Annotated in this window: 12 protein-coding genes; 9 read left to right on the forward strand and 3 right to left on the reverse strand. The window is 71.1% G+C overall.

Annotation, left to right across the window (positions count from 1 at the left end; all coding sequences use genetic code 11):
- Positions 1–570 (forward strand): TetR/AcrR family transcriptional regulator (locus NIE79_RS18650; protein ID WP_238679786.1); only part of this gene is annotated, 570 nt, incomplete at its 5' end.
- A 46-nt stretch (positions 571–616) separates the two neighbouring features.
- Here NIE79_RS18650 and NIE79_RS18655 read toward each other — a convergent pair.
- The 3 genes from NIE79_RS18655 to NIE79_RS18665 all read right to left on the reverse strand — a co-directional run bounded on the left by NIE79_RS18655 (position 617) and on the right by NIE79_RS18665 (position 3,884).
- Positions 617–2,536, reverse strand: coding sequence for a helix-turn-helix domain-containing protein (locus NIE79_RS18655; protein ID WP_145795539.1), 1,920 nt, complete (start codon positions 2,534–2,536; stop codon positions 617–619).
- 14 nt (positions 2,537–2,550) lie between these two features.
- A complete protein-coding gene (locus NIE79_RS18660) occupies positions 2,551–3,333 on the reverse strand; it encodes a 3-hydroxybutyrate dehydrogenase (protein ID WP_238679787.1) in 783 nt (260 codons plus the stop codon).
- Positions 3,334–3,653: 320 nt separating this feature from the next.
- On the reverse strand, positions 3,654–3,884 hold the full coding sequence (locus NIE79_RS18665; protein WP_238679788.1) for a hypothetical protein: 231 nt from the start codon (positions 3,882–3,884) through the stop codon (positions 3,654–3,656).
- A gap of 31 nt (positions 3,885–3,915) precedes the next feature.
- Between NIE79_RS18665 and ruvC the strand changes: the two genes are divergently transcribed.
- The 8 genes from ruvC (at position 3,916) to NIE79_RS18705 (ending at position 13,367) form a co-directional block, all read left to right on the forward strand.
- Entirely contained in the window at positions 3,916–4,443 is a 528-nt protein-coding gene (ruvC, locus tag NIE79_RS18670) for a crossover junction endodeoxyribonuclease RuvC (RefSeq protein ID WP_112584546.1), read from the forward strand.
- Positions 4,440–5,042: a Holliday junction branch migration protein RuvA gene (gene ruvA / locus NIE79_RS18675; protein ID WP_091401818.1), complete on the forward strand. Its 603-nt coding sequence runs from the start codon at positions 4,440–4,442 to the stop codon at positions 5,040–5,042. Before ruvC ends, ruvA begins: the two co-directional genes overlap by 4 nt.
- Before the next feature lie 34 nt (positions 5,043–5,076).
- Positions 5,077–6,144, forward strand: coding sequence for a Holliday junction branch migration DNA helicase RuvB (gene ruvB / locus NIE79_RS18680; RefSeq protein ID WP_238679789.1), 1,068 nt, complete (start codon positions 5,077–5,079; stop codon positions 6,142–6,144).
- A 121-nt stretch (positions 6,145–6,265) separates the two neighbouring features.
- Complete coding sequence (yajC, locus tag NIE79_RS18685; protein ID WP_238679790.1) at positions 6,266–6,622, forward strand: preprotein translocase subunit YajC; 357 nt, start codon at positions 6,266–6,268, stop codon at positions 6,620–6,622.
- A gap of 277 nt (positions 6,623–6,899) precedes the next feature.
- Positions 6,900–8,801, forward strand: a complete 1,902-nt coding sequence (secD, locus tag NIE79_RS18690; RefSeq protein ID WP_238679791.1) for a protein translocase subunit SecD — start codon at positions 6,900–6,902, stop codon at positions 8,799–8,801.
- Between the two features lies 1 nt (position 8,802).
- Positions 8,803–10,002 (forward strand): protein translocase subunit SecF, encoded by a 1,200-nt coding sequence (gene secF, locus NIE79_RS18695; RefSeq protein ID WP_238679792.1) that lies wholly within the window; start codon positions 8,803–8,805, stop codon positions 10,000–10,002.
- A gap of 78 nt (positions 10,003–10,080) precedes the next feature.
- Positions 10,081–10,647: an adenine phosphoribosyltransferase gene (locus NIE79_RS18700; protein ID WP_238679793.1), complete on the forward strand. Its 567-nt coding sequence runs from the start codon at positions 10,081–10,083 to the stop codon at positions 10,645–10,647.
- Between the two features lie 197 nt (positions 10,648–10,844).
- The gene (locus tag NIE79_RS18705) at positions 10,845–13,367 is read left to right on the forward strand and encodes a RelA/SpoT family protein (RefSeq protein WP_238679794.1); all 2,523 of its coding nucleotides are present in this window, start codon (positions 10,845–10,847) and stop codon (positions 13,365–13,367) included.
- The last annotated feature ends 49 nt before the right edge of the window (positions 13,368–13,416 follow it).

A 13,416-nucleotide genomic window follows, 5' to 3' on the forward strand; every position in this document is an offset into this window, starting at 1 on the left:
CCCGGGCGACCGCGGAGCATCCGCGCCGACGAGGCGATCATCGAGGCCACCCTCGACCTGCTCGCCGAGGGCAGCACCATCGAGGCGCTCTCGATCGAGGCGATCGCCACCCGCGCCGGGGTCGGCAAGGCCACCATCTACCGGCGCTGGGCCGGCAAGGACGCGTTGCTGCTGGACGCGTTGCGCCGCCTCAAGGGCGTCATGGCGCAGCCCGCGGGCCACTCCGTCCGCGACGACCTGGTGCTGCTGGTCGGCGCGATCGGCAAGAACGTCGACCCGCGGGCGGCCAAGATCATGCCCTGCCTGGCGCCCGCTGTGAACCGCAGCGCCGACCAGTTCCAGCTCTACCAGAACATCATCTCGCCGAGGCGGCAGCTGATGCGCGAGGTGCTGCGGCGCGGCATCGACGAGGGGGTGCTCCGCGCCGACATCGACGTCGAGGTGACGATGGCGCTGCTCACCGGGCCGATGCTGATCCAGCGGGTGCTCCAGTGGAATCCGGACCTGGACGAGCAGTCCCTGCCCGAACGGGTCGTCGACGCCGTGCTGGAGGGCATCCGGTCCCGCTGACGCCGAGCGCTCGGCCAGCGGCCCTCGTGCCGCTGGCCGGCGTCGGTCAGCCGGCCGGTGCGCGCAGTCGGTGCAGGCGCAACGCGAGCTGCACCTCCAGCGCCCGCTCGGGTCGCTGCCAGTCGACGCCGAGCAGCTGCCCGACCCGCTCCAACCGCTGGGTCACAGTGTTGACGTGCACGTGCAGTTGCTCGGCGGCCCGGGCCAGGCTGCCACCCACCCCGAAGTACGCCTCCAGCGTCTTCACCAGAGCCGTGCCGCGCCGCGCGTCGTAGTCGAGCACCGGCCCGACGGTGGCGCTGAGGAACTCGGTCACGTCCTTCTCGCCCCGGTCACCGACAGTGCCCAGCAACAAACCGACGAAGCCCAACTCCACTGTGCTCGCACCCTGCCCGGCGCGGCCCAGCGCGCCCAGCGCCGTCAGGCACCGGTCCGCCTCCTGAAACGTCCCGGCCAGCGCCGCCGGCGTGTTCGACGGGCCACTCGCCCCGGCGGTCACCGGACGACCGGTCACCCGGGACAGGTCCCGGGCCACCGCGCGGGCGCTGCCGCCCGCGTCCAACCCCGGCAGCATCAGCACCACCCGGCCGTCGCGCGCCGCGGCCAGTCCACCACGCGCCGAGGCGTACGTGGTGGCCCAGGAGAGCACCCGCTGGCGCGCCGAGCCGGTCGCGGCGATCGCGTCGTCGCCCACCGCCACCAGCACGTGCGGGGCGTCCAGGTCCACCCCGAGCCGACGGGCCCGACTGCGCAGCGCGTCGGTGTCGCGCAGCGGGCGGGCGATCAGGTCGTCCAGCAACTCGCCACGCACCCGCCCCTCCGCCTCCGCTACCGTCCGGCGGAACAGCAGCAGCAGTGCGGTCACCAACGCGGCCCGCTCCAGGATGCGCTGGTCGGCGTCGACCAACTCGTCGTCCGGGCGCAGCACCAGAGCGCCCAGGTTCTCCGCGCCGGCCACCACCGCCGCGTACCAGAGCGGACCCCGGCGCACGCTGCGCCCCTCGGTCCGGGACGCGGCCACCGCCTCGACGATGTCCGCGCGGTCCGGCTCCTCGATCTCACCCACCCGGGCCAGCAGGCGGCCCTCGGCGTCCAGCGCCAGCAGCGCGCCGCCCAGCACCTCGGTCACCGCCGCCGCCACGTCCTCCACACCGCCGCCGCGCAGCACCAGCGCCGTCATCCGGTCGTGTGCCGCAGCGGCCCGCTCGACCGAGCTGCTGTGCGCCCGGATGGTGGTGTTCGCCGCCGACAACTCGGCCAACGCCGAACGGGTCTCGGTCAGCAGCCGGGCCGTGTCGATCGCCACCGCGGCGTGCGCGGCCAGTGACACCAGCAGCGCCACCTCCTCCCGGACGAACGGCCGGGCCGAACGGTTGGCCGCGTAGAGCACGCCGATCGACGTCGAGCCGAGCCGCAGCGGCACCCCCAGGATCGCCACCAGCCCCTCCTCGCCCACCCCGGCGTCGATCTCGCCGGTGTGGTGGAAGCGCGCGTCCTCGCCGTAGTTCGCTGTGACGTACGGGGCGCCGGACTGTGCCACCAGGCCACCGAGGCCGGCGCCCATCGGCAGGCGCAGCCGCTGGAAACGCGCCGAGACCGACCCGTCGGTCACCCGCATGTACGTGTCGCCCCGCTCGTCGTCGTTGAGCGTCATGTACGCCACGTCCGCGCCGAGCAGATGACGGGCCCTGTGCACGATCGCCCGCAACACGTCGTCCAGGTCGCGCAACCCGGCCAGGTCGCTGACAGTGTCGTACAGGCCGGACAGCTCGCTCTCCCGGCGGCGCCGGCGCTCCAGCAGCGCGCGCACCCGCAACGCCACCGACTTGGCCTGCTCCAGCTCGGCCAGCCGGTCCGGCGGCAGCCCGGCGGCCCGCGCGGCCACCAGCGGTCCCTCGAACTCGACCGCCGCGGCCTCTCGGGCGAGCAGCTCCAGGAACTCCACCGGCGAAGACATGGTCGACATTGTGCTCAGCCCCACTAGTTGGCCGTCCAGCCCCCGTCGAGGGCGATCGACGCCCCGGTGATGAACGCCGCCGGCGGCGAGCAGAGGTACGCCAGCAGCTCGGCCACCTCCTCCGGCTCGATCAACCGTTTGATCGCGGCCCGGGCCAGCATGATCTTCTCGATCACCTCGGCCTCGTCGATGCCGTGACTGGCCGCCTGGTCGGCGATCTGGCTCTCCACCAGGGCGGTACGCACGTACGCCGGGTTGATGCAGTTGGCGGTGACCCCGTGCGCGGCGCCCTCCAACGCGACAACCTTCGACAACCCCTCCAGCGCGTGCTTGGCCGAGACGTAGGCCGCCTTGTACGGCGAGGCGCGCAACCCGTGCACCGAGGAGATGTTGACGATCCGCCCCCAGCCCCGGGCGTACATGTGCGGCAGCGCCCGGCGGATCAGCAGGAACGGCGCCTCCACCATCACCCGCTGGATGTACTCGAACCGCTCGATCGGAAAGTCCTGCAACGGCGCGACGTGCTGGAGCCCGGCGTTGTTCACCACGATGTCCACGTCGACGTCGAGCGAATCCACCGCCGCGGCGTCGGACAGGTCCACGCCCTCGGCCCGGCCACCGGCCTCGGCGGCCACCGCCTTGGCCGCCTCCAGGTTGCGGTCCACCACGATCACCTTGGCGCCGGCCGCGCCCAGCCGCAGGGCACACGCCCGCCCGATACCGCCGCCGCCCCCGGTGACCAGGGCGGTCCGACCGGAGAGGTCGACCTGCACGACGTGGGGGACCACCACGGGTTCTGCCGTCATGGCGCAAGAAGTTACGAGCTGTGTGCTCCCCGGCACATGGGCCAGCGACACATACTCCGTACCAAAGCTGTGTGGTCCCACCCGCCCCTCCCGCCCGTTCCCACCCCGCCGCCGCCCCGCCGCACCCTGCCTCGTGCGTCGCCGGCGCCGCGTGCCGCGCCTCGCGCCGCGTGCCGCGCCGCGTGCCGCAAGATCGCGCAACATCCTGGATGTAGTGGCATCCCGACTCGTCGTGGCCACTACATCCAGGATCGAGCGTGACCATGACGGCAGTGGGCGCCCCGAAGGCCGCTCCCGGTCGGTCGGCACGGTGGTCGTCGTCAAGATCCGCGCAATATCAGGGATGTTGCTGTCTCTCGCGTGTCGGAGGCAGCAACATCCGGGAAGTTGCGCAGATCTTGGGCGAGGGCGAGGGCGAGGGCGAGGGCGAGGGCGAGGGCGAGGGCGAGGGCGAGGGCGAGGGCGAGGGCGAGGGCGAGGGCGAGGGCGAGGATGCGGAAGGCGTGTCCCGTGGGGCTGGTGGGAAGGGCGCCGGTTAGGGTGTCGAACACACGTACTGCTGACGGCTGGGGAGGGGGCGGCGTGCGCGTGCTCGGTGTGGACCCGGGGTTGACCCGATGTGGGGTGGGCGTGGTCGAGGGTGTGCCCGGCCGGCCCTGCACCCTGGTCGCCTACTACGTGGTCTACACCGACCCGGCCGACGACCTGGCGCTGCGCCTGCTGCACCTGGACCGGTCGCTGAACAAACTGGTCGCCGAGCATCAACCGGAGAGCGTCGCCGTCGAGCGGGTGTTCAGCCAGCACAACGTTCGTACCGTGATGGGCACCGCGCAGGCCAGTGGCATCGCCGTGCTGGCCGGAGCGCGGGCCGGGCTGCCGGTGCAGACGTACACCCCGAGTGAGGTGAAGGCGGCCGTGACCGGGTCCGGTCAAGCCGACAAGGCGCAGATGACAGCGATGGTGACCCGGCTGTTGCGGCTGGCCGAGCCGCCGAAGCCGGCGGACGCCGCCGACGCGCTGGCCCTGGCCATCTGCCACGTGTGGCGCGGCGGGACCCGTTCCAAGCTGGCCGCCGCGGCCGACCGGGCACGACGAGGAGGAGCACGATGATCGCCAGCGTGCGCGGCACGGTGACCGCGACGGGCCCGGACCAGGCGGTGATCGAGGTCGGTGGGGTCGGGCTCGCCGTGCACTGCGCCCCGGGGACCCTCGCGGAGCTGCGGGTCGGCCAGGTCGCCCGGCTCGCCACCAGCCTGATCGTGCGGGAAGATTCGCTGACTCTCTACGGCTTCGCCGACGACGACGCCAAGTCGCTGTTCGAGCTGCTCCAGACCGCCAGTGGGGTCGGCCCGCGACTGGCCCAGGCGGTGCTGGCGGTGCACACCCCGGACGCGGTCCGCAAGGCGATCGCCAACGCCGACACGGCTGCCCTGACCCGCGTACCCGGGATTGGTAAGAAGGGTGCGGAACGTCTGGTGCTGGAGCTGCGTGACCGGATCGGCCCGGTGCCGATCGGTGCCGACGGGGTGGCCGGGGTGACCCGCGGCAGCTGGCCCGACCAGGTCCGCCAGGCGTTGGTGGGGCTGGGCTGGACGGCCGGTCAGGCCGATCAGGCGGTGGCTGCGGTGGCGGAGTCGATCGAGGGTGAGACGCCGCCGGTGCCGGTCCTGCTCAAGCAGGCCATCCGACTGCTGGGCCGCACCCGATGACCGTCCGGGCCGCCCGGGCGACGCGGGCCGCGCGATGAGCGAGACCGAGGGGCTGGTCTCGGCGTACGTCAGCGACGCCGACCGGGACGCGGAGGCCACGGTACGGCCGAGGCGGCTGGCCGAGTTCATCGCCCAGGACCGGGTGCGCGACCAGCTCGACCTGTTGTTGCAGGGCGCCATGCGGCGGGGGTCGCCGCCGGATCACATTCTGCTCTCCGGTCCACCCGGGTTGGGCAAGACGAGTCTTGCCAACATCGTCGCCGCCGAGTTGGGCGCGGGTATTCGGGTGACCAGCGGCCCGGCGATCGAGCGTTCCGGGGATCTGGCGGCGATCCTGACCAGCCTCGCCGAGGGCGACGTGCTCTTCATCGACGAGATCCATCGGATCGCGCGGCCGGCCGAGGAGCTGCTGTACAGCGCGATGGAGGACTTCCGGGTCGACGTGGTGGTGGGTAAGGGGCCGGGGGCGACGGCGATTCCGCTGGACGTCGAGCCGTTCACACTGGTCGGGGCGACGACGCGTTCGGGCCTGTTGACCGGGCCGATGCGGGACCGGTTCGGCTTCGTCGCGCACCTCGACTTCTACGCGCCGGCGGATCTGGAGACGCTGCTGCACCGTTCGGCGCGGATCCTGGGGGTGCCGATCACTCCGGAGGGCGCGATCGAGATCGCCGGTCGGTCCCGGGGCACGCCGCGGATCGCGAACCGGCTGCTGCGCCGGGTCCGCGACTACGCCGAGGTCCGGGCGAACGGGGTGGTCGATCTCGACACCGCCCGCGCGGCCCTGGTCGTGTACGACGTGGACGCGTTGGGCCTGGACCGGTTGGACCGTGCGGTGTTGAGCGCGTTGGTCGACTCGTTCCGGGGCGGCCCGGTCGGGTTGTCCACCCTGGCCGTGGCGGTGGGGGAGCAGCCGGACACGGTCGAGGAGGTCTGCGAGCCGTTCCTGGTGCGGGCTGGGCTGTTGGCCCGTACGCCCAGGGGTCGGGTGGCGACCGAGGCCGCCTGGCGGCATCTGGGGCGCACACCGCCGAATGGTACATTTGGTATGGATAGTCCACCTGTGCCCGACTTGTTCTCCTTGGATGTCGATCAGCCGTGATGTGAACGTGATCTGTGCCGCATTCGGCGTTCTCAGGTGCAGGGTTTAGACTTCGCCGCGGTCTGTACAGGACGTGAGAATCCGCCTCCGCTCCGGCACCCACGTGCCGGGCAGGTGGCCAATGGGAAGGTCAGTAACCGTGCATTTGGCAGCAGCGGGTGGCGGGGCCGGCGGTTTCACGCCGATCCTGATGATCGCCCTGCTCTTTGGCGTCATGTACTTCATGATGATCCGGCCCCAGCAGAAGCGCCGCAAAGAGGCGGAGTCGATGCAGTCCAATCTCGGCCCCGGCGACGAGGTCGTGACCATCGGTGGGCTCTACGGCACGGTCACCGGCATCGAGGACGACACCGTCCTGATCGAGGTCGCCCCGGGCGTGCAGACCCGCTACGCCCGCCCGGCCATCGCGCGGGTGGTCACCCGCGCGGAGCTGCCGAGCGAGCCGGTCACCGAGGACGCGGACACCGTCAAGGACTGACCCCTCCCCTCGGGAGCGGCGAGTCCGGCGTACGGCCGGTCGGCCGGCTTCCGGGTCGTGGCGCCCCGACGGGGCAGCGGACGAGACGTGAAAACTGGATAGTTGGGTCGACGCCGGGCGTCGGCACGTTCCCGTGACCGTCGGCGTTCCGCGCCGGGGTGCCTGGTCCTCGTGTCGACATTCCGTCGGCTCAAGGCAGACCCGTCGGGCGGGACCCCCGGCCCGACACCGCCGCCGCTGCGACAGCGGCGCGACCGTACAGGGAGACAGGACAGCCGTGGCACCACCTCAGGGACAGATGCGCCCCGGGCGGCAGCTCGCCGTGCTCGGGTTCATCTTCGTGGTCCTCTATCTTTTGGTGTTCTTCGCCGGCGCCAGCGGCAGCTGGAAGGACCGGCTCGAGCCCAAGCTCGGCCTGGACCTCATCGGCGGCACGCGGGTGACACTGGAGGCGACCAACAGCGTCGACGGCAAGCCCCCGACGGCGGAGAACCTCGAGGAGGCCCGCGAGATCATCGAGAGCCGGGTCAACGCGTTCGGCGTTGCCGAGGCCGAGGTGGTCACCGAGGGCAACCGCAACATCGTCATCTCCCTGCCCGGTGAGAACCGGAACCTCGACGACGTGGGCGAAGCGGCCGAGCTGCGCTTCCGCAAGGTGCTCAAGGGCGCCGACGGCAGCGGGACGGCCGCCGTGCCGCCCGCCGCCACGCCGGCCCCGTCCGGTAGCGCCGCCCCGACCGGCGCCGCGACCCCGACCCCGACGGGCAGCGCGTCGCCGAAGGTGACCTCGTCGCCCAGCGGCGGTCAGGGCGGAATGGCCCCGGCGTCGCCCAGCGCCACGCCGACCCCCTCCGCGTCCGCCACGGCCTCGCCGAGCGCCGCCGCGCCCAGCGCCAGCGCCGAGCCGGTGCCGGCCAGCATCGAGGAGCAGCGCAAGGCCATCGAGCAGAAGATCGGCGCCGCCGCGTGGCAGGCCGCCAACGGGCTGCAGGCCCCGGCCGACCTGACCGCCGACCCGTCGCTGGCCGAGAAGCTCAAGCCGTTCGGCACGCTGTCTCCGCAGGAGGTCGCGGTGCTGCCGGCGCAGATGCAGTTCAACGTGCCGACGATCGGCTGCACGCAGCTCGACCAGCGCCCCCCGGCATCGATCTCCGACCCGAAGCAGCAGGTGGTCTCCTGCGAGGACGGGGCGTCGAAGTACCTGCTCGACCAGGCCAAGGTCGAGGGCACCGACGTGTCCGACGCCGACGCGGTGCTCGACCAGACCAACGCCTGGGTGGTCAGCCTGGACTTCACCGGCGACGGCCAGGGCAAGTGGACCTCGCTGACCCGTGAGGCGTTCAACAACGAGGGCCAGGCCTGCGACGCGACCGCGCTGGGTCAGGACGGCAAGTGCCGGGTGGCCGTCGTGCTGGACAACAAGATCGTCTCCTCCCCGGAGATCCAGGGCGTGCTGACCGGCAACTCCCAGATCACCGGCACCTTCACCCAGAAGGACGCCAGCACCCTCGCCGGTCAGCTCCGCTACGGTGCGCTGCCGGTGACCTTCGAGCAGCAGGAGGCGCAGAACGTCACCGCCACGCTGGGTGCCAGCCACCTGCGCGCCGGTCTGCTCGCGGCCGGCATCGGCATGCTGCTGGTCATCATCTACGCGTTCTTCTACTACCGGCTGCTCGGCTCGGTGATCTTCCTGAGCCTCATCCTCTCCGCGCTGCTGGTCTTCGGCGCGCTGGTGGTGCTCGGCCGGCAGATCGGCTTCACGCTCACCCTCGCCGGCATCGCCGGAATGATCGTCTCGCTCGGTGTGGCGGCGGACTCGTTCGTCATCTACTTCGAACGACTGAAAGACGAGATCCGGGAGGGTCGCAGCCCGCGTAGCGCGGTGCCCCGCGCCTGGATCCGGGCCCGTCGGACGATCATCTCGGCCAACGCGATCACCCTGCTCTCCGCTGTGGTGCTCTACGTGGTCTCGGTCGGCACGGTCAAGGGCTTCGCGTTCGCGCTCGGCCTGGCCACAGTGCTGGACCTGGTGGTGGTCTTCCTCTTCCGCCACCCGATCATGACGATGTTCGCCCGGACCCAGGCGTTCCTGTCCCCGCGGGTCAGCGGTCTGGGCCGGGCACTGCCGGCCCGCAACCAGCCGACTCAGCCCCGCAACCCGCGCGCCAAGGAGGCCTGAGATGGCTGAAAACGGTCTGGCGAGCCGCCTCTACAACGGCGAAGCCGGTCTCAACATCGTCGGTCGGCGCAAGCTCTGGTTCGGCGTCGCCGGGATCCTGGTCCTGATCGCGATCCTCAGCTTCTCGATCCGTGGGTTCAGCCTGGGCATCGAGTTCGCCGGCGGCAACTCGTTCCAGGTGCCGGCCAGCGTCGGCACCCTGGACGACGCCGAGCGGGAGGTCAACTCGGCCCTCGCCGCCGAGAACACCGGCGTCACTGTGGCCACCACGCAGAAGGTCGGCGGCCCGGGCGGCGACTCCTACGAGCTGCGCACGCCGCAGCTCACCGCCGAGCAGGCCACCGCCGTCAAGGCCCAGATCGCCGAGGACCTCGGCATCAACGTCGACCAGATCAGCGACAACCAGGTCAGTGAGGCCTGGGGCAGCCAGGTGACCGAACGGGCCGTGCTCGGTCTGGTCATCTTCATCGCGCTGGTGATGGTCTACCTGATCCTGCGCTTCGAGTGGCGGATGGCCGTGGCCGCGGTCGCCTCGCTGATCACGAACCTGATCCTCACCGCCGGCATCTACTCGCTTGTCGGCTTCGAGGTCACCCCGTCGACGATCATCGGCTTCCTCACCATCCTGGGCTTCGCGCTCTACGACGTGGTGGTGGTCTTCGACAAGGTCCAGGAGAACACCCGGGGCATCACGGCCAACAACAACCAGACGTACAGCGAGGCGTCCAACCTGGCCATCAACCAGAGCCTGATGCGGTCGTTGAACACCTCGGTGGTCGCCCTGCTGCCGGTCGGTGGTCTGCTCTTCATCGGTGCCGGCCTGCTCGGCGCCGGCACGCTGAAGGACCTCGGTCTGGTGTTGTTCGTCGGCATGGCGGTGGCCTTCCTGACCTCCATCCTGGTGGCCACCCCGCTGCTGGCGCTGCTGAAGAACTACGACCCGCGGATCCAGGCGCACAACAAGCGCGTCCTGACCCGGCGGGGCGGGCTCGCCCGTGGCGAGGTCACCGGTAAGGGTGCCGCCGCGAGCTCGGCAGCCCAGGCCGACGTGACCGACGAGCCGGTCGACCAGGACGCCGCCGAGTTGGCCGGTGCCGCCCCCAAGGTGGGCGCTCGGCCGGCGGGCAAGCGGCCCACCGGTGCCCGGGGCGGTCGCCCGGGTGGCGGCGGTAACCGGCCGGGTGGCGCCAAGCGGCGCTGACCCGACAGGAAACACCCGAGCGGCGTCCGGCATGCTGTTGCCGGACGCCGTTCGTCGTCGAAGGAGAGCGAAGAAGCCGTGACGGAGACCCACAGCGCCGCAGCGCACGGGGACAGTGGTCCGGAGGTCGCCCGACTGGTCGCCAGTCGGGTGCTGGACGTGCCCGACTTTCCCAAGCCCGGCGTCATGTTCAAGGACCTGATGCCACTGTTCGCCGACGGCAAGGTCTTCCGTGAGGTGATCGACGAAATCGTCGCGTACCACGGGCGGGACACCTTCGACGTGGTGGTCGGCATCGAGGCGCGCGGGTTCGTCGTCGCGGCGGCCATCGCGTACGCGACAGGGGTGGGCGTGGTGCCGGTGCGCAAGGCCGGCAAGCTGCCCCGCCCGGCGCACTCGGTGTCCTACGAGTTGGAGTACGGCGAGGCGACCCTCGAAGTGCACGAGGACGCCTTCACCGCCGGGCACCGGGTGCTGGTGGTCGACGACGTGCTGGCCACCGGTGGCACCGCCGAGGCGACACTGGACCTGGTCGAGCGGGCTGGCGGCACCGTCAGCGGCTTCACAGTGCTGCTGGAGCTCGGTTTCCTGGGTGGGCGTGAGCGACTGGCGCCGCGTCCCGTCCACGCCCTGTTGACCGTTTGAACCGGTCGATACTCTGCTGACCGTTTGATCCCGGAGCCGTCGGATGGACCCGGCGCCGACCGTCCGGCGGAGCGGCAGGGGGCCGTCCGTGCGGGTAGCATTGCCCTTTGCTGACGCCGGCGGTAACCCGTCCGGCGGGCGAGACCAGGTCGGCCGATCTTCGGCCGGCGTGTTTCCGGCGAGCGGTGAGGAGGCCGGTGTCCCACGATGTCGTCCCTCCGGCGGAGGGCACGGTGCACCCGACAGGCGACGCTGACGGCTCGGTGACCGACCGGACAGGCGACGCGCCGGCCCGGGTGACGGGCACCGGCAACGGCTCCGGCAGGGCTTCCGGCGAGAGCGCGGTGCGTCCTACCAGTGGCCCGCCGAGCGCCGAGGCGTCCCCCGGCGCCGATGGCGTCGTGGTGCCGTTCCCGACCGACGCCGGCATCGACCCGTCGCCCAGCGGTGGCTTCGGCTTGTCCAACGCGCCCACCGGTCGGCGGGTCCGGGCCCGGCTGGCCCGGTTCAACGCGCCCTGGCAGACCTCCCAGGTCAGCGAGGTGCTGGAGCCGCTCATCGCCAGCCACCGGGACAACCACCCCAAGGCGGACGCCCGGCTGCTCCAGCGCGCCTTCGACACTGCGGCGCGGTGGCACTCCGGGCAGTACCGCAAGTCCGGCGACCCCTACATCACCCACCCGCTCGCGGTGGCGACGATCCTCGGCAACCTGGGGATGGACACCACCACGCTGGTCGCCGCGCTGCTGCACGACACCATCGAGGACACCGAGTACACCCTCGACCAGATGCGGGCCGACTTCGGTGGCGAGGTCGCCCTGCTGGTCGACGGCGTCACCAAGCTCGACAAGGTCAAGCTGGGCGACGCGGCGAAGGCCGAGACGATCCGCAAGATGGTCGTGGCCATGGCCAAGGACCCGCGGGTGCTGGTGATCAAGCTGGCCGACCGGCTGCACAACATGCGCACCCTGACCTTCCTGCCCCGCCCCAAGCAGGAGCAGAAGGCGAAGGAGACGCTGGAGATCCTGGCGCCGCTGGCGCACCGGCTCGGTATGAACACGATCAAGTGGGAGCTGGAGGATCTGTCCTTCGGCACGCTCTTCCCGAAGCGCTACGAGGAGATCAACCGGCTGATCGGGGAGCACCAGCCGCAGCGCGAGTCGCTGCTGCGGCAGGTGACGCAGAAGGTCGGCACCGACCTGAAGGCCGCCAAGATCAAGGCGGAGACCACCGGGCGGCCGAAGCACCTCTACTCGATCTACCAGAAGATGATCGTGCGGGGTCGCGACTTCAACGACATCTACGACCTGGTCGGCGTGCGGATCCTGGTCGACACGGTTCGCGACTGCTACGCGGCGCTGGGAGTCATCCACGCCAACTGGCAGCCGGTCCCGGGCCGGTTCAAGGACTACATCGCGATGCCCAAGTTCAACATGTACCAGTCGTTGCACACGACTGTCATCGGGCCCACCGGCAAGCCGGTGGAGATGCAGATCCGCACGTACGCGATGCACCGCACCGCGGAGTTCGGCATCGCCGCGCACTGGAAGTACAAGGAGCACAAGGGCACCCAGATCGTCGGCCCGCCCGCGCACATCGACGAGATGACCTGGCTGCGGCAGCTGCTCGACTGGCAGCGTGAGGCCGCCGACCCGAGCGAGTTCCTGGACGCGCTGCGCTTCGACCTGTCCAGCCAGGAGGTGTACGTCTTCACCCCCAAGGGTGACGTCATCCCGCTGCCGACCGGGTCGACCCCCGTGGACTTCGCGTACGCGGTGCACACCGAGGTCGGGCACAAGTGCATCGGCGCGCGGGTCAACGGCAAGCTGGTGCCCCTCGAGTCGACGCTGTCCAACGGCGATGTGATCGAGATCTTCACGTCGAAGTCCGAGACGGCCGGCCCCACGCAGGACTGGCTGGGCTTCGTCAAGAGCCCCCGCGCCCGGACGAAGATCCGGCAGTACTTCAACAAGGAGCGGCGCGAGGAGGCGATCGAGGCCGGCAAGGACGCGATCGTCAAGGCGATGCGCAAGCAGGGCATGCCCCTGCAGCGGATGCTCACCTCCGACGCGCTCATGTCGATCGCCCGCGACCTGCACCTGGCCGACGTGGCGTCGCTCTACGCGGCGGTCGGCGACAGCCAGGTCTCCGCGCAGTCCGTGGTGCAGAAGCTGATGGCCGCGTACGGCGGCGAGGAGGGCGCGGCGGAGGACATCGCCGAGACCGCCGTCGCCACCCGGCCGCCGCGCAGCCGGCAGAGCAGCAGCGACCCGGGCGTGGTGGTCCGGGGCGTCAGCGACGTCTGGATCAAGCTGGCCCGCTGCTGCACCCCGGTCCCACCGGACTCGGTGTTCGGCTTCGTCACCCGCTCCGGTGGGGTGAGCGTGCACCGCGACGACTGCGCCAACGCCGAGGACCTGCGCGCGCAGGCCGAGCGGGTCGTCGAGGTGAGTTGGAAGCTCACCTCGGCCTCGACGTTCCTGGTCGCCATCCAGGTCGAGGCACTGGACCGGCACAAGCTGCTGGCCGACGTCACCCGGGTGCTCTCCGACGAGCGGGTCAACATCCTCTCCGCCACCGTCACCACCACCCGCGACCGGGTGGCGGTGAGCCGGTTCAGCTTCGAGATGGCCGACCCGAAGCACCTGGGCCACCTGCTGGCCACGGTCCGCAAGGTCGACGGTGTCTTCGACGCCTACCGGGTCACCTCCGGGGCCTGACCACCCACCTGATCGATACCCGGGGCTCGACGCGTACCCGAGAACACGA

The sequence above is a fragment of the Micromonospora trifolii genome, from assembly GCF_022229005.1.
GTDB lineage: Bacteria > Actinomycetota > Actinomycetes > Mycobacteriales > Micromonosporaceae > Micromonospora > Micromonospora trifolii.

Excerpts from the sequence above, each read along its gene's own strand:
- NIE79_RS18655 (WP_145795539.1), bottom strand. The coding sequence starts at position 2,536 with ATGTCGACCATGTCTTCGCCGGTGGAGTTCCTGGAGCTGCTCGCCCGA.
- NIE79_RS18660 (WP_238679787.1), bottom strand. The coding sequence starts at position 3,333 with ATGACGGCAGAACCCGTGGTGGTCCCCCACGTCGTGCAGGTCGACCTC.
- ruvA (WP_091401818.1), top strand. The coding sequence starts at position 4,440 with ATGATCGCCAGCGTGCGCGGCACGGTGACCGCGACGGGCCCGGACCAG.
- ruvB (WP_238679789.1), top strand. The coding sequence starts at position 5,077 with ATGAGCGAGACCGAGGGGCTGGTCTCGGCGTACGTCAGCGACGCCGAC.
- yajC (WP_238679790.1), top strand. The coding sequence starts at position 6,266 with ATGGGAAGGTCAGTAACCGTGCATTTGGCAGCAGCGGGTGGCGGGGCC.
- secF (WP_238679792.1), top strand. The coding sequence starts at position 8,803 with ATGGCTGAAAACGGTCTGGCGAGCCGCCTCTACAACGGCGAAGCCGGT.